At 45.7% G+C, this 17,393-nt stretch carries 12 protein-coding genes; 1 reads left to right on the top strand and 11 read right to left on the bottom strand.

From position 1 onward, the window contains the following. Positions 1-110 precede the first annotated feature (110 nt). From DB520_RS13435 to DB520_RS13480, 9 genes are all read right to left on the bottom strand, one after another. Positions 111-2,159 (bottom strand): alginate lyase family protein, encoded by a 2,049-nt coding sequence (locus DB520_RS13435; protein WP_114750312.1) that lies wholly within the window; start codon positions 2,157-2,159, stop codon positions 111-113. A 261-nt stretch (positions 2,160-2,420) separates the two neighbouring features. Beyond that, positions 2,421-3,413, bottom strand: coding sequence for a glycosyl hydrolase family 18 protein (locus tag DB520_RS13440; protein ID WP_114750218.1), 993 nt, complete (start codon positions 3,411-3,413; stop codon positions 2,421-2,423). 41 nt (positions 3,414-3,454) lie between these two features. Then, positions 3,455-5,302 (bottom strand): sodium:solute symporter family protein, encoded by a 1,848-nt coding sequence (locus DB520_RS13445; RefSeq protein WP_114750219.1) that lies wholly within the window; start codon positions 5,300-5,302, stop codon positions 3,455-3,457. Positions 5,303-6,059: 757 nt separating this feature from the next. Continuing rightward, the gene (locus DB520_RS13455) at positions 6,060-6,620 is read right to left on the bottom strand and encodes a transposase (RefSeq protein WP_114750221.1); all 561 of its coding nucleotides are present in this window, start codon (positions 6,618-6,620) and stop codon (positions 6,060-6,062) included. Between the two features lie 300 nt (positions 6,621-6,920). After that, a complete protein-coding gene (locus DB520_RS13460; RefSeq protein WP_114750222.1) occupies positions 6,921-8,561 on the bottom strand; it encodes a putative ABC exporter domain-containing protein in 1,641 nt (546 codons plus the stop codon). Continuing rightward, positions 8,554-9,270: an ABC transporter ATP-binding protein gene (locus DB520_RS13465; RefSeq protein WP_114750223.1), complete on the bottom strand. Its 717-nt coding sequence runs from the start codon at positions 9,268-9,270 to the stop codon at positions 8,554-8,556. Before DB520_RS13465 ends, DB520_RS13460 begins: the two co-directional genes overlap by 8 nt. A 284-nt stretch (positions 9,271-9,554) precedes the next feature. Beyond that, on the bottom strand, positions 9,555-10,007 hold the full coding sequence (locus tag DB520_RS13470) for a DUF1569 domain-containing protein (RefSeq protein WP_157972074.1): 453 nt from the start codon (positions 10,005-10,007) through the stop codon (positions 9,555-9,557). A gap of 4 nt (positions 10,008-10,011) precedes the next feature. Continuing rightward, complete coding sequence (locus tag DB520_RS13475; RefSeq protein WP_232834963.1) at positions 10,012-11,475, bottom strand: DUF1501 domain-containing protein; 1,464 nt, start codon at positions 11,473-11,475, stop codon at positions 10,012-10,014. A gap of 131 nt (positions 11,476-11,606) precedes the next feature. Next, the gene (locus DB520_RS13480) at positions 11,607-14,486 is read right to left on the bottom strand and encodes a PSD1 and planctomycete cytochrome C domain-containing protein (RefSeq protein WP_232834964.1); all 2,880 of its coding nucleotides are present in this window, start codon (positions 14,484-14,486) and stop codon (positions 11,607-11,609) included. A 245-nt stretch (positions 14,487-14,731) separates the two neighbouring features. On the opposite strand from DB520_RS13480, the gene DB520_RS13485 reads away from it, so the two are divergent. After that, positions 14,732-14,962 (top strand): hypothetical protein, encoded by a 231-nt coding sequence (locus DB520_RS13485; RefSeq protein ID WP_157972075.1) that lies wholly within the window; start codon positions 14,732-14,734, stop codon positions 14,960-14,962. 525 nt (positions 14,963-15,487) lie between these two features. On the opposite strand, the gene DB520_RS13490 is transcribed toward DB520_RS13485, so the two are convergent. Both DB520_RS13490 and trmB read right to left on the bottom strand, forming a co-directional pair. Then, positions 15,488-16,717: a glycosyltransferase gene (locus DB520_RS13490; RefSeq protein WP_114750227.1), complete on the bottom strand. Its 1,230-nt coding sequence runs from the start codon at positions 16,715-16,717 to the stop codon at positions 15,488-15,490. Further along, entirely contained in the window at positions 16,714-17,391 is a 678-nt protein-coding gene (gene trmB, locus DB520_RS13495) for a tRNA (guanosine(46)-N7)-methyltransferase TrmB (RefSeq protein WP_114750228.1), read from the bottom strand. Before trmB ends, DB520_RS13490 begins: the two co-directional genes overlap by 4 nt. Between the last annotated feature and the right edge of the window lie 2 nt (positions 17,392-17,393).

Genomic DNA, 17,393 nt, shown 5'->3' on the forward strand with positions numbered 1-17,393 from the left:
ATCATGCCAACGAGGAATAGGAAGCCAGCCCATCCTTTCTGTTGGATAGGTGCTGTTTTGGAATTGTGACAGAAAATCATGAAACAATTCGGATAATTTTCCATAGAAATCTATCTCAGCATTTTTAGACTAGCGTTCCTGCCATCCGAAAAGGGGAGTGTCAATTCCCAAGCAGCTTCATCCACATTTACGGACACACGTACCTGTTTTTCGTTGGTTTCAAGGAGTTGGGTTTGTATCCGGGGCCTTTCTCCCTGGTAAGGAAGCAGCAGCCAAACCAAATTACCCGACTGATTCAGGGTGGTTTGGTAGCTATTGGCCACGTTGGGCATATAAACGTTGTATTCCGGGCTGTACCACCCCTGTATTTCGGGATCCTCTTGTCCCTCTATCCATTGCAGTTCGAAATCAACATCCCCCAAGGGTATCAAGACCAGATTGCCCCCTTGGTGGGAACCGGTTATTTGGTTTTCTTCCTCCTTTACTTCGCAGTCAGGATGCCAATGCCAAAGGGTTTCAACACTATGTTCACCGGACCCCACCACCCTATCGGCAACAACCCAAAACTTGTCCCTAACATACATCATGGACCTAGAATGAGCCACCTCTCCTTCCAATTCCAGAAATTCTTCAAAACTTGAGGTAGCGAAATCAAAATCCCCTTCAATTCGAACAGTAGATTCCGGAACCGGAGAAGTGGCATGGGTAGGCCCTGGCCCCTGGCCCTGCCCATCAATCAACAATAGGTTGTGCCCTTGGCTTCCCTTGGCGTAGGGACGGAATTTATCCGCTATTTCACCCGTATAGGCAAAACGTCCGGCATCCACCAAAAAATCCTCCCCAAAGGCACTGATGGAAAGGTGCAACTTATCATTGTGCTGGTGTCCACTGCCCCAGGGACCGATATCGAAAAAGGACCAATGTGCATCTTGTTCAAAACCGCTTCTACTGATCAATTGCCCAGCCCAAGGAAGCAGGTAGGAAGGTTCCTGTTCCGGGCGTTCTCCCTCTTTCCCATTGGTGGCGACAAATTTCCAATCTTCCCTTCCAAACAACTCCGCCCCCTGAAGCAACAAAGCCTGATCACTTCCCCTGTCCCCATCATTGTTAAGGGGTCTATGCCCACTGGGCCGAATGGCTTTGGCGATGTACCCATACATATCTTCTATGGTCTGGACAAAATAGTCCGGAAGAGCTTTATCTGCATCTTCACAAATTTCTTTAAACAACTCAAAATTATTCAGGGAAACATTGTGATAATGCGCAGTCAACTCCGTTTGCACCCCATCCGGGTATACCTGGTCCTCCATGCTTTCCACCATGACATCCACCGAGTAATCCAACCATTCAGAAGTGGACTCGAATTCTGGAAAATATGCAGCTGTGGTAGCAAGGGCAGAAATCTCCATAGTGAGCCAATTATTTCCCCCATGGAAGTTCCTGTTGTAATGGGCATGATCCGGTAGGCTGATGAGCATCAACAAACGGGTAGCAGGATTAAAGTGCTCACTTTCTTGCAGGCCATAAAAAATCTTTGTCCATGCCTTGACCCTTGCGGCTACTTCCAGTCCCCTCCATATGGCATCCCTTCCTTTTTCCGCTGGGTAGGGCATGCTGTAGATAATAAAATCCCTTAAAAATTCATCCAGGTAATTGACATATTTCTCATTTCCCGTTTCCAAATAGGCATTATACACCCGCATCAACTGACTATGTCTGTTGGAAAGCCAGGCCCATTCCCTGTCGTCGTTTGGCCCTCTATAGTGCCAGTCCCTATGACCAGAGGAGAGTATGGGTACCTGTCCCCGGACGTTCTGGATCACAAATACATTTTCCAAAATGGAATCAACTTCCGCGACAGTCTCATTACTCGCGCTTGGAATTGGCCTTTTCCATTTGCTATTTTGCGCCGATGCCCGGTAATAGTCCAGGAGCTTGGCACAAGCCTCCTCCATTCGACCCTCCTCATAGGCCTGCTTTACCTCACTAAGCTCCGGCAACTGCAAATCGAGATGTTCAAACAAGCTCTTTACCTCTTCAGGATGAGATTCCACAAGGTCTTCGATGGAATGTATGTCTTGCCAACCTTTCTCTTTACAGGAAAACAAAAGAAAAAGGACAGCGCAAATAATCAGGGTGGATGATGGGATCAGTCGCATAGGGTAGGCAAGGGTAAGGTTATTTTTGGGTACTGAGAAATAAACAATCGTAGTCCTGAATGTAAAATAATTGTAGCTATTCCCCAAAGAAAGAAAGGGTAGGTGGCAAAAAAACTACCTGAAATAACAAAGACCCCTTTTACCCTTATAAAAATCGGGTAGAAGACTGAGGCCTTGTTGCTCCATTAATGGTAAAATGAGTTTGCATGGAGAACACTCTTGGGAATGCTTACCGGAGTGGATAAGCTGCAAGGAAAAAGCTTAAAAAATGTTAACCAAATAAGGTCTCTTTTTTTCCATGTCGTTAATTGCCCTCAAGAAGGAATCCTCACCTTTGGCGTCATCCTGCAAGGACCATAACATTACCCCGGCAGCTCCAATTCTTTTGGAATAATTTACCTTTTCCATAAGGGTTTTGGGACTGTTAAAGTACAGTACCCCTCCCTCCGGAAGCTGTATCCTATCCTGGTGGGCTGCTTCTGGAAATTGCTCCATTATTTCGCTGTATCCCCAGCTTGGTTTCGCCCATGGCCCAAAGGCACGTCCATATAAGGGCATACCGATAAGCAGTTTATGAGCTGGTATGTTTCTTTTGTTATGAAAATAGTCGTAATCTTCTTTTACCATTTCCATGGGGGCATGTTGCCCAAAACCCAAGGGATTCCATGGTCCGGTTTTGTCAAAAGACATGATATATATACAATCCAACAAGGATAAGGTCTTGTCTGAGATCTTGTTGGAGCTCCATGCACTGAGTGCAGCGGTGATCCGTAGGTTATGAGTTTGGAATTTCTTGTGTGCAGCCCTTAGAAAAGGATCAAAGTTTTCATCGATCAATTCATGCCCCAGGCTGAAATCCAAACCATCAAAGCCATTTCGCAATGCATAATTCATCAGCTGATCTAAAAAGACCTCTCTGTTTTCTTTGTGCATCAAGGTCTTCAAATGTGCCGGAGCATAATTACCCCCAAGGGAAAAATATACTCTTAGGCCTTTTTCTTTTAGCGATCCCACCAAAACGGACAATTCCTCCCTTTGAGGGAAATTTCCCCTGGGATCAGGGTTGATAAAGGCAAGGTTGATATCGGTAAGCCCCTCCAACTCCAAGGTATCTATATCGATTAGTCTATCATGGGGTACCATGACATATCCCACAACCATAAAATCCTCTTTCTCCTCCAAGCTGGTTTTGGGACTAACAATTTGACATCCCACCAATAAAATCCACAAGAAATTCAACGTGCTCCTACCCATCTTTTCTCCAGTTCAACTTCACAAAAATTGAAAAATATAGGTTAAAGATAATTCATTCTTCTCCAAATTTTAAATAATATAACAGAAAAAATAACAAAAATTACAGTAAAAAATATCGCCAATTCATAAAATGCAAAAATATAGTATCCAGTAGCAAAAAGCCCGCTATAAACAGCCACAGCTCCGCAAACCATTCCCAACAGACCAATGGGCCATTCCGGCTTTTGGTCTTTTTCAGGAATGGGCCTGCCCATCTTTTCGCAATGCCGGATCACTTTTTCCCACCCTATTCTACCCGGTCTTACTTTCCTGTAGAATTTCTCCAGCGTCTCCATTTGGGTAATTGGTGTAAGCCAGGTGACCAGCAGCCAGGCCACAGTGGTGATGGTCACGCCTATTAGTAATTGTTCATACGGCTTGAAGACCCATAATTGGGCCGAGGCACTTTGTCTATCCATCCCCGACTCCAATAAGCCTTCCAACCTAATCCCTTGGTAGTATTCTAGCCCAACGAAAGCCAATGCCACACAAAAAGACACCAGCATGGCAGCAAGCTCACTGTAGGGATTGATCCTGTACCAAAACCATCGCAGGATAAACAAAAGTCCGGTACCTGCACCAATCTGTAGCAGGATATTGAATGCCGACAGGGCACTTTGCAGCACCAAGGCCAATAGGGAAGAAAAAACCATTAAAATTATGGTGACTATCCTAGCCACCGCCACCAGCCTTTTTTCATTGGCATCTGGACGTATAAAGCGGCTGTAAAAATCGTGCACCATATAGGATGAGCCCAAATTAAGACAGGTGGATATCGTGGACATGTATGCCGCTACCATGGAGGCGAATACCAGCCCAAGCACCCCTGAGGGGAGAAAGGTAAGCATGGCTGAGTATGCCAAGTCATGTCCAATCATTTTGGAATCCATGTGAGGAAAGGCACTTTGCAATGCCTCAAGGTCAGGAAATACCACCAAGGAGCAAAGCGCCACGATGATCCATGGCCAAGGCCTCAATGCATAATGCGCCACGTTGAACAACAGGGTGGCACCCATGGCGTTTTTCTCATCCTTGGTAGCCAACATACGTTGGGCGATATATCCCCCACCTCCGGGCTCAGCTCCTGAATACCACACCGACCACCATTGCACAGTGAGCGGTAGGATAAAAACCACTACCGCGGCCTCCCACTCGTTGAAATCAGGAAGAATGGAAAGCTTACCAGCAACTTCAGGATGCTCAAAAAGCTTGGTCAGGCTCCCAACCTCAGGGTGTTGAACCGCATAATATGCCGCCAATACGGAACCCAACATGGCAGCGAAAAAAAGGATGAAATCCGTAAGCACCACACCTAGAAACCCCCCAAGGGAACTGAACAACACCGTAACACCTCCGGCTATTAAGATGACCTGCCAGGGGCTTAGGCCCAGCATCACCCCTCCGATTTTAATCGCAGCCAGGTTCACTGCGGCCATAATGGCCACATTAAATACCACCCCTAAATAAATTGCCCTAAAGCCTCTGAGGAAAGCCGCGGCCTTTCCACTGTACCTCAGTTCGTAAAAGGCAATATCCGTAAGCACCTCCGACCTCCTCCACAATTTAGCATAGACGAAAACGGTCAGCATGCCGGTAAGCAGAAAAGCCCACCACACCCAATTTCCGGAAATACCCCCTTGCCGCACGATATCTGCTACCAGGTTCGGGGTATCCACGGAAAAGGTGGTGGCTACCATGGAAATGCCCAGCAGGTACCAAGGCATATTTCTACCTGACAGGAAGAAGGACATGGTGTTTTTTGCCGCATGTCGGGAGGCCCAAATACCTATCGCCATGGTGGTGGCAAAGAAAAACAAAACAATCCCCCAATCAAGAGTGGTTAACGTCATCGTTGTGGAGTAGAAATTGGATCAAATCTTCATTAGGAAATTACTTGGCTAAAGGGGTGACATAGGAACCAGCCACACATACATCAACTTGGTAGTATCACTTGTGGGAAAATGCCTAAATGACCATTTCCAAAAATACCTTTTTTTTACCAATTCAAAAATACCGAAAAAGACGGGGGTTATGGAAAAACCCCAAAGGTCAAGTGCCCATAACCTTTGAGGTCTTTTTTGGACCTCGAAGGTTTTCAACGTAAACAAATTGGGTCTACCCAATGAATGTCATCTTAACCACAAGACCTTCGGGGTTATGGAAAAACCCCAAAGGTCAAGTGCCCATAACCTTTAAGGTCTTTTTTGGACCTCGAAGGTTTTTAACGTACACAAAATGGGTCTAGCCCATGGGTGTCATCTTAACCACAAGACCTTCGGGGTTCTGAAAAAAACCCAAAGGTCAAGTGCTCATAACCTTTGAGGTCTTTTTTTGGACCTCGAAGGTTTTTAACGTACACAAAATGGGTCTAGCCCATGGGTGTCATCTTAACCACAAGACCTTCGGGGTTATGGAAAAACCCCAAAGGTCAAGTGCCCATAACCTTTGAGGTCTTTTTTGGACCTCGAAGGTTTTTAACGTAAACAAATTGGGTCTAGCCCATGGGTGTCATCTTAACCACAAGACCTTCGGGGTTCTGAAAAAACCCCAAAGGTCTAACATGTACAAACCTTTGAGGTCTTTTTTTGGACCTCGAAGGTTTTCAGCTTATTCCAACAAGTACTCCTCTGGCAAATACAATTCCGTATTCTCCTTATGAGAGATCCTGAAACCCTCATTTCCGCCAAACCAACCCAACACCAAATCCCTACTGAGTTTGGTGGGTTTGTCTGAAAGATAGCTTCTAAATGATGAAAACCTCCATTCAATCGGATCTTTCACCAATCTATGCTTTACCGGGTTTTGGTGGAGATAAATGACTATCCTTGACAGATATGCCTCGTCTTCAATTTTCTTCCGCTTAAATTTTCTCCGGAACAGGGAGCCATTTCTATCAAAGACACTATTGAAACTTTTACTGTAAGAGTTCTGGAAATCAGAAAATGCTTTTACCACCTGATTGTTGCTGACAGTGGGCCTTATACTTACCAATAAATGAAAATGGTTCGGTATAAGACAGTAGGCCAACGTCTGTACTTTTTCGCCCAAATAATCCTGGAACCTGGTAAGGAAAAAATAATAGTTGTCCTCAAGGCGAAAAAGCTTTTCCTCACCAATAGCTTTGTTAAAAATGTGGTAAACACACTCAGATTCAAATTCATCCGTCATATAGAAAAAAATTGTACTGTTGAAGATATGAATTTTTTTGTAAACACAAAAGACCTTCGGGGTTCTGAAAAAAAACCCAAAGATCAAGTGCCCATAACCTTTGAGGTCTTTTTTTGACCTCGAAGGTTTTCAACGTACACAAAATGGGTCTAGCCCATGGGTGTCATCTTAACCACAAGACCTTCGGGGTTCTGAAAAAAACCCCAAAGGTCAAGTGCCCATAACCTTTGAGGTCTTTTTTTGACCTCGAAGGTTTTCAAGTGCCCACAAAAAACCCAAAAAAAAATAACCCCCATTAACCTAAACTTCCTTCAACTCCACCCGCTCCAGGATATCCAACATCACGTGCAGCATCACACCCGCTACTAGTGCCATCACCATACTGCCTGCCAAAAGTCCAAAAACAAACTGTTTGGAAATTGCATAGAGCATGATCCCCACCCCAAAAGCAGGGAATATCCCAAAAAAAATAACGCCACCTATAATAAGTGGCTTAATTAGCTTTCTGTCCCAACCCTCTTCAAAACCCACCTGAGAGACAAGGGAAATAGAAAGTCCTGTAAGATAAAAGGCCAATAGACATAATGGAAACAGAAGGATCAACCCCAATGAATACCCCCCAATCAATACGGATGGCAGTACCATCATCCATGCGAAAACCAGTGTCTGGTAAATATCAAGCCTTAAAATATTCCAAAATTTAGCTGCCCAACTCGCCGGAATAAGGATAAAGAAAGGTTTTTTGAGGTCACCCACAGATGTTTTGGTCATACCTGCAATAAAATAAAACGCAAACAATGTGGCCATATAAATATAAAGGCCATAATGCGGGACCCATCCCACTCTGCTCAGGATAGCGAGCAAAATCCCCACCCCAGCAAAGAGGCTGGTATATATTCCGATGATAGGGTGAAAATCCAGCCGGGAACTGTGAACGTAATTTCTCCAATACAAAGCTACAGCACCTTGTCCGAATGAAGGAAGGTCAAGTTCTTTTCGCGCATTGAGGCTCATGGTGGATTCTGATGCCTCCTGTTTGCCTTTGGCCTTTTGCTTTATTTCTTCCTTGGACTCGGTACTTTCCAACACATCCTCATAGTACATGCCAGCATGGTTCAGCACAAGTTTCACTATGGCCACATAGGCAACTGCATACACCAGTAGCAGGACCACAAGTTTAATCCAACTTTCATGACCCAAAAACATCAAAATGCCCCTGCTCCACCCCACAAATGGGAAATAATCGAACCAAGGAGCACCAATCCATGAAAATGCACCCTCAAAGAAACGCTCTGCAAGCACCCCCGGAACAATAATCATAAGGCCCAACCCAATTCCTAATACCACTATTCCCGTCTTAATAGGGCCAAGAACATCATATTTAGTGTGAAAAGTATAGATGAGAAACCGTAAAGGACTAAGAATAAAGAAAAACAAACCTAGCCCCAACATCATTGCTGTCAAATTCCAAACCGTCAGGTCAAAAGTCTGGTTTAGCTGCGCGGTACTGTAAAGCACAAAAATTAAGGAGCCTCCCAATGAGGGTATAAGGGAGCGCACCATGTAATAAACAAGTATCCTGGAAGGTTTCACCGGGGCAGTGAACAAAAAATTGACATCCGCCATGGAGAAAAATGTGACGTTTTTTTCCGTAGCCTTATACAACCTGAACACAAAAAACGCCAGGGCTAATAGAGTGAGAATTCCTGTCATGTTTTGGAGTGCAATATTAACCCCTTCCACTTCTCCAGCCACATCCTGGAGTTCTCCAAACTGCTCCACATCCATCTCACGACCACCTCTGCCCCTAAAATAAAAAAAACTGAAATACGCCAGCACCCCTGCATAGGGAAGCAATCGAAGGGGATTTCTAAGGATGAGAAGGATATTGTTGACAAGGATAAAGATATCCTTCCTGATCAACAGCTTAAGCTCATTCATCTTTTGTCAATTCTAAAAAGAGATCTTCAAGTGTGATCTGATCACCCGTTTTAAATGCCGCTTTCAGGTTTCCAAGGCTGTCGTTTCCTATAATTTTTCCATCTTTCATAATCATGATGCGGTCAGCGATGATTTCCACACTTTCAATCAAATGGGTGCTTACCAGGATGGTTTTGCCCTTGTCTTTAAGTTCCCTAAAGATCCTTTTGGTGTTTCTGATGGCTTTGGGATCCAACCCTATCATTGGCTCGTCAAAAAAAAGCACCTGGGGATCCGATAGAAGGGCACAACAGATGGATACCTTTTGTCTCATGCCTTTTGAAAGGTCACGTCCCAACTTTTTCCTTTTATCCAACAAATCGTAGGTGAGCATCAACTCCTCTGCCCGTGGTTTCCACTCTTTCACACTATAAGCCTGGGCAATGAATTGCAAGTGTTCCTCCACAGTTAGCAGGTCGTAAACACTTGGCGTTTCAGGGATGTAGGAAAACAGCTTCTTAGCGGCTGTGCTGAGATGGTCCTGGCCACCAATGCTGATCTCTCCTTTTGTCTTTCTAAGTAGCCCAACAATGCATTTCATGGTTGTACTTTTACCGGCACCATTAGGACCAAGCAGACCCACGACCTCTCCCCCTTCCAAAGAAAAATTTATCTCGTCTACCGCTTTTTGCTTTCCATATAGTTTTACTAGACCATTTACTTCCAACATAACTTTTATATGTTTAAAATTTTCCTTTAGCGGTCGTCCCTTCCTACCAATGACAAGTTATTATTTTACGCCATGAGCGTCGCGGATTCGTTGCTGTCCCCTGAAAAAACTCAGGGCAGGGCTGCGAGAATCCAAATGTCATATCCTTTCTGTAAATGCCAATTTTTAAAACTCCGTGTGTCGCTTGCGTCATGCTCGATTTCAAAAATTATTAAATAGATAAACGCTCCCAAGGACCATTAGTTCGAAGCGAAGCAAAAATATCACCAAAAAACTCAGTTGCCTTAATGTCCAAACTGCCGCAGGTGGTGATCCATGTGCTTCCAGACCGCTATACCCCATTCTCTATTAGATAAAGGCCCAAAAAAGGGATGCGGGGCACTTAAGGGCTCATCCAAATTTGCAAACTGGGAAAGTAAATTTAGAAATAGCGCTTTTTCAGTTTCAAATTCTTCCGAAGCTACAAGACCTTTGGTTTCGAAGCGGGGACTGGTCTTTGCGTTTTTAGGGAAACCTGGAAATAGGTATAGTGCTGTCCATTTGACCAATAACTGCTTTAAGGTGGGTTTTCTTAACTCACCCCTCCATGTCAATGTTTTCTGGTTGGCAAGATTGCAATGCCTCAACATTTCTGTGGGGCTCATTTTTCCCCATTTCGGAAGTTCATTTCCCTTCAGAAGAGAAACCCTTTGGCTCAATTCGTCCACGACATCAGGGTCAAAAATAGATTTTCCCATACTTTCAGGCCAAAACCGCCTTGACCACATGACCATGTACATCCGTAAGCCTAAAGTCCCTTCCACCAAAATGGTAGGTCAACTTTTGGTGATCTACTCCCAAAAGATGCAAAAGCGTGGCATGCAGATCGTGAATGCTAACCGGGTTTTCAACTACCCTGTACCCGTATTCATCAGTCTGCCCGTAAATAGTACCTCCTTTTATTCCTGCACCTGCCATCCACATGCTAAATGCAGAGGGGTTATGATCCCTTCCATCACTACCTTGGGCAAAGGGTGTCCTTCCAAATTCCCCCGTCCAAACCACCAAAGTTTCTTCCAATAAGCCTCTTGATTTAAGATCCTTGAGTAAGCCGGCAATGGGCTTGTCCACAGCATGCGCATTTCTGGAATGGCCGTCTTTCAGGTTATTATGCTGGTCCCAACGGTCCACAGAAGGATCTACCTGAGGACAGGTCAGTTCCACAAACCGAACACCTCGTTCTACAAGTCTTCTGGCCATCAGGCATTGGGAACCATAATTTCTGGTATGTGGATCCTCGTCGTAGAGGCCATATAGGGATTTCGTGGCTTTGCTTTCTGAACTAAACTCGGTGAGTTCGGGAACCGAGGACTGCATACGGTAAGCCAACTCATAATTGGCGATAGCTGCTTCCACCTCTCCTGCATTGCCCATGGAGGCAAACCGCTCCTGCTCCATTTTTTGCAAAAAATCCAGCTTGTCCTTCTGGTGGTCCAACTCGGTTTCATAGGGGTTGATGTTGGCCACAGGTTCCGTACCTGCCTTCATGATGGTGGCCTGATAATTCGCAGGTAAAAATCCATTTTTGAAATTGTCTATCCCACCAGGAGGCACCAATCCCCCATCCAACACTACATATCCCGGGAGGTTGCTGTTTTCAGTACCCAATCCATAATTAACCCAAGAACCCATACTGGGGCGTCCCTGTAGACCACTACCGGTGTGCAGGAAATAGTTGGCGTTGGTATGTTCCGGGAAATTGGACACCATAGAACGAATCAGCGCTAAATCGTCGGCACAAGAGGCGATGTTTGGAAAAAGTTCGCTTACCTCCATTCCGCATTCCCCATACTTCTTAAATGACCAGGGACTCTGCAGTATCTTTCCATTGTCGTTAAACTGAGTAGCGTCCACTTTAAAGGTAGGATCCTGACCATTCTCCTTTGCCAATCTTGGTTTTGGGTCAAAGGAATCCACCTGGGATACACCCCCGTCCATATAAAGGAAAATTACGTTTTTGGCCTTGGGAATATGATGAGGACTCTGTATTCGGCCTCTTGGAGCCTTGCCAGTAACAGAGGATCCTGTGGTAGGCTGACAGCTTCCCAAAAGGCCCCCAAACATACCCATAAAGGCAATGGAGCCAAACCCACACCTACACACTTCCAACATTTCCCTCCTACTCATGTGGGTTCTTAGCCTATGTACATGTCCTTGTTTTTTCATCTGTTTATATTTTTTTTTTCAGCGGTCATATAGCCTGCCCCGGACTCGCTTCGGGGGAATCTCGCAATCTTAATCATCCCTCCGTGCGTCGCTTACGTCATGCCCTGACTGCTGTCAGGACAGGCTCGATTTCATAACAAATAAATAAATTCTTTCATATTGAAAATGGTGTGGCAATAAGACTTCCATGCTTCCAGGTCGGCTCTACCCTCCCCCTTACTTTTTGACCTTAAAAACTCCCTTGCCGCCACCACTTCATTTTGACTGGGGTTTCTGGCAAAGGCCCTCCTGTATATCCTTGTCACCCTTTCTTCAAGGGATTCTTCCGTGTTTTCCGAAAGCCCAATTGCCATTTTTTCTGCTTGTTGAATGATAAAGGGGTCATTCATCAGCAGCAGGGACTGGTCGGGCACATTGGTCACGTCCCTACGCCCAAAGGTGGTAAATGGGGTAGGAAGATCAAAGGTGCGGAGCATATGGGAAAGAAAGTTCCTTCTCACCTCCAGGTATATGCTTCTTCGACCATTGCCGTCAAGCTGCCCGGACTGGGCTGGTCTTCCCCTTCCCTGCATGAAATCCGTAAGATGTATGGCAACTGGGGGGCCGAAGGATAGGGTGTCCAAATTTCCCGAAACCATCAACAGGGCATCCCTTATGGCCTCTGCTTCCAATCTACGAATAGGGAAATGGGAAAGCAGTATATTCGAGGCATCCACGTTGGAATTCTCCTGCATTGGTTCAGCAGACCGTTGAAAGGTCTCGGAAAGAACTATATGCCGAATCAACTTTTTGATGGACCAACCTTCCTCCACAAACAATAAGGCCAGGTAGTCCAAAAGCTCTGGATGGGAAGGCAGGGTGCCTTGCAGCCCAAAATTATCCACAGTCTCCACTATTCCCCTCCCGAATAAATGATGCCAAATCCTATTGACCATGACCCTGGCAGTCAGGGGATTTTGAGGGGATAACATGGCCTCGGCCAATTCCATCCTACCGCTACCGGCTGATTCGAAACTGGATGTGAACCCGGAAATTTCAGGCAAAAATCTACGCTCCACACTTTCTTCGCTTAATTCCAGATGATTCCCTCGGATAAACACAGGACTCTCCCTGGCAAACCCCTCGGTAACCCCATTGAAAAAGGTCATGGTATCTGGAAAAGATGCTTCCAGTTCATCCATCTTCTTGATCAGTTTGTCCAACTGCGGAAGCTCCCTGATAGCCTCACCGCTTTTGAGCCAATCGTTTAATTTTTGAACCTCTGGGGCAGTCACCTTATATTCACTCCATCTCTTTAGGATTTCAGTGAGCGTTCTCCCCCTCCTTTCCTTTGGCAAATGAGGGGTTTTCCATTCTTCATCGTAGGTAATGGCAAACTGGACCTCCACCTCATCCTCCCTTTTTTGAATATACTTATGACGATCGTAAATTCCAGGAAAAATCTCTATATAGGCTTTCCTTCCTTTCCAATCAGATACATCAAAGACCAGGTCTTTCCATTCTTCCGCATTGACCCGCTGTTCTAAACCTCCATAAATCGGATATCGGATCAATTGAAAATTATCCATGACAATCCGGATGGTACCTATTTTTCCCTTGGCCCTTACCCCTATATAATCCTTTTCCGTAACGAAATCCGGAGACCTCAACACCCCAAACTTGCCTTTTCCAAAATAGGCACTACTAGCCCTGCCCTCCTCCAATGCCATAAGTTTACCCGCTTCCATTCTGGGCCTGCCCAAGGTACTCAAAGGACCAAAAGCAAGGCCATCACTTCTCCAACCATCAAGGGACTGTCCTCGGAAATCCCCTATAACCTGAACCTCCTTAGGCTCCTCCTCCAGATTAGAAGTAAGCTGGAAATCCCCTTTGGATTCAGCCTTTGGTTGCCATACTTCTGCAAATTGCTTGCGTATGGCTTTCCTTATTTGCTGGTCACGGTTGAGGTTCTCCCAGTGTACAGCCTGCTGACCATCCATCACTGGAGTAAACCTCGTGCCTTCCAAAATCCCATATAGGGCATAATAATCCTTAGTTGGGATCGGGTCAAACTTGTGGTCATGGCATTTGGCACATGCGACGGTAAGTCCCTGAAAGGATTTCGTGACCACATCAATCATGTTGTCGATCCTGTCGGATTCGTCTTTCCTTAAATCCACGGGGCTATGAGTACCCTCTCCCATCGCCCAAAATACAGAACCATATGCCGATTGGTTATAACCATTTTCATCCTCCCTTGGCTGGCTGAGCATATCCCCGGCTATATGTTCCTTAAGCAATTGCTGATAGGGTATATCTTGCCGAAAGGCCCTTATCAGGTAATCCCTGTATTTCCATGCTCCCTGTATCTCGTAATCGAACTCATGCCCCTTGGTTTCGGAATACCGCACCACATCCATCCAATGCCTGGCCCATCTCTCCCCAAAGCCCTTGCTTTCCAAGTAGTGATCCACCCATTTTTCAAAGACAAATGCATCTTTTTCAGCCATCGTACTTTTCAACTCTTCCTCTGAGGGGGGCAAACCCGTAAGTAGGAAAGACAATCTCCGCATCAGCGTCTCCGGAGTAGCCCTTGGGGAAGGGGTGGTGATTTTTCCTTCCCATGCCTTACTGACCAACTGGTCAATGACCTCGGAGGGGGAAGTACCCTCCCATGTTTCCAGTATCTGTGGCTTTGGGGGTACAAATGCCCAATGGGGCTCGTATTTTGCCCCGTCCTTGATCCACTGCCGCAGCATGGCCAACTCCTCTTGGCTCAACTCCAAATTGGAAGATGGTGGGGGCATACGGATTTCCGGATCCTGGTGGTGGACCCGCTTCAGCAACTCACTGCTGGAGGGTTTTCCTGGCACAATGGCTTTGTTCCCACTTTCCAACTTTGCGATGGCATCCTCAAACCTGTCCAGCCTCAAACCGGCCTCCCTGCTGCTGGGGTCAGGCCCATGGCAGAGATAGCATTTCTGTACCAAAATGGGTTTGATGTGAAAGTTGAAATCAACTGTCTTGGGCAAATTTACCTCTGTGGTTGAATACCTAGGGTCCTTACCACAAGACTGAAAAAAAAATAAAGCCATCCCAAAAAAGAATAAAGGGAGGGAATAGAATAAAACAGGCTTCTGGGTGATCCTAAACATGGATGGCTTTGTATTACAAGATTTTCAATATAGCATATTCTCCAATAAAAATCCATCCATTTCTTAACAAATACAGTTTTTTTATGCAGCCGGAAGAAATATCGTGGAGCTAATTCACCTGTTTGCCAATTCTAAGGAAAATCTTGGAGATGGGTGGGGTGAGGGAGGGAGGTAGGGACTTAGAGACTAAGAGACTAAGAGACGGAGAGACTAAGAGACGGAGAGACTTAGGGACTGGGGGACTTAGTGAATTGTTTCGAGAGGATGGGATTTTTGTCTCCGGAAGGTTTAGTCACGAAGGACACGGAGGAGGCACAAAGGGCGCGGAGGTTTTTGGGATGGGGTACGATTAGGAGGGTAGTTTCTGATGGTGAATATTGGGTTTAGGGACTTAGAGACGAAGAGACTTAGGGACGGAGGGACTTAGTGAATTGTTTACGAGAGGATGGGATTTTTGTCTCCGGAAGGTTTAGTCACGAAGGACACGGAGGAGGCACAAAGGGCGCGGAGGTTTTTGGGATGGGGTACGATTAGGAGGGTATTTTCTGATGGTGAATATTGGGTTTAGGGTCTTAGAGACGAAGAGACTTAGGGACTGGGGGACTTAGTGAATTGTTTCGAGAGGATGGGATTTTTGTCTCCGGAAGGTTTAGTCACGAAGGACACGGAGGAGGCACAAAGGGCGAGGAGGTTTTTGGGATGGGGTACGATTAGGAGGGTAGTTTCTGATGGTGAATATTGGGTTTAGAGACTTAGAGACGAAGAGACTGGGGGACTGGGGGGAGTGGTTTCTTTAACCAAAAAGAGCAGGAAAAGTGTTAAACGGAGACTTTTGAATTTCAACCCTGGTTACAGCAACCCCAATTAACCATTAAAAATTAAACTTTTACCCCCAGGTTTTTTACCAACTCCATTACCCTCTTCTTTTCATCCGATGGGAAGGCCTTTAGCTCTAACAGGGATTTGGCCACTTCATAAACGGGTTGGTTCGGATGCCGATGGTCCCTGAGATAGTGGGTCAGTTTTAGCACCTTAAAACCATCCAGCCATTGCCATACCTTTCGAAAATAAACGTCCTCACTATGAGATTGGGACTTAAAGGTTCTAAATTGGCTTTGCAAGTCCTCAAGCAGAAGAAAATCCCCAAATCCAGAACGAGAAAAATCCACTTCCTCCATAAAGGAATTATTTACCAAGGAAAAGAGTGTTTGGAGAGTAGCATAACATTCAATGGCATAGGTACGCTTTACCCCCTTCTCCTCCTTCAACCATTCCAATTGGGCTCTTCCGGTACCGAAGGGCACCCGATCCGAGATCCTGCATGAGGGGAAAACGGTGGCAGGGATTTCCACAAATCCTCCTAAGGGCAACAATTTGTGCATAAAATAAAAGTCCTCCCCGGCTTTCCTTCTGTTCATGCCACCTTCTTTGGCATAGTGGGATGCCCTTACCACCATACAAGAACCCAGCGTGTGCACTGCAAAAGGGTATCCTGCCCACCTCAACCCTGCGATATGGCACCTGAGGTGGAGCTCATAATGTATGATGCCCTTTTTCAAAATAATATCCTCTTCCTTTTCAAAAGGATGGGAAAATTGAAGGTGGCCCAACTTAACCCAACTAAGCTGGAAAACTTCCTCGATGGCCTGTAGGTAATCCCTGGAAACCTGGCAATCCGCATCCAGACAGATAATTGGACCGTCTTTGCCAAGTACTGCCCACCTTGCGAGGGCTTCGTCCATGGCAATCTTTCTTGCCCACCCGGCACCAGCGTGCTTTTTGTCCAATTTCTCGAACTTTAGGATATGGGTATTCAAAAAATAGGGCTGCTGATGCACTTTCCATTCCCCTATGGCTGCCAATGTCTCTGCATTTTGAGCCAGGTCCGAAGGGCTGGCCTGCTCCGGGGCATTGATGCAAATGATGAGTTCCACTTTTCCATTTGGGGGATGGCAATTGGCTAAGGATTCCAGTGTGCTTATAAGGTCTGGTTCTTTATAGCATGGAAGACAGATCATCAAGGAGGTAGCAGGATCCGGCACCTCCAGAATACTGACCTCGAAAATGTTGAACCGAGAGGAATAGGTGCTATAGAGCTCCTCGATCATTTTTGCCTTTTCGTTTCGGGAATAAACTCAAAATGCAGGTACTTTATCTTTTCTCCCTTACTGGCAAACATTTTCTCGTACCTGGTTTGTATGCCATGGTGAAGATCCTTCCATTCCGAATCATAAAAATCAAATGTCATTTTAAGCACTTCCACATCATCCCTGCCGGAAAGGTGATCTAGGGTATATTCGAATAGTCCCGTGTTGTCTGTCTTGAAATGAACGGATCCCTCAAGGTGCACCAATTTTTTAAACATTCCTAAAAACCTTGGTGAAGTAAGCCTGCGCTTTTCATCTCTATCCTTTGGCCTGGGATCGGGAAAGGTAATCCATAACTCACTGATCTCACCATGGTCAAAATACTGGTCCAACTGCTCGATCTGCGCCCTCAGAAACGCTACGTTATCCATCCCTTCCGCAATGGCAGTAGTACTTCCTTTCCAAATCCTCGAGCCCTTAATATCCACCCCGATAAAGTTATTGGCAGGTCTTACCCTAGCCAAGCCAACCGTGAACTCACCCCTTCCACAGGCCAACTCCACCACCAAGGGGTTTTCATTCTGGAAAAATTGATTCCAGCGGCCTTTGATCTTTTCGTAAATTTCCTTACCCGGTTGTACGACGTTTCTGTTGACAGCATTTTCTTCGAAACGTTGTAATTTATTTCTACCCATAC

The organism is Pleomorphovibrio marinus, assembly GCF_003347495.1.
GTDB classification, from domain to species: Bacteria; Bacteroidota; Bacteroidia; order Cytophagales; family Cyclobacteriaceae; genus Pleomorphovibrio; species Pleomorphovibrio marinus.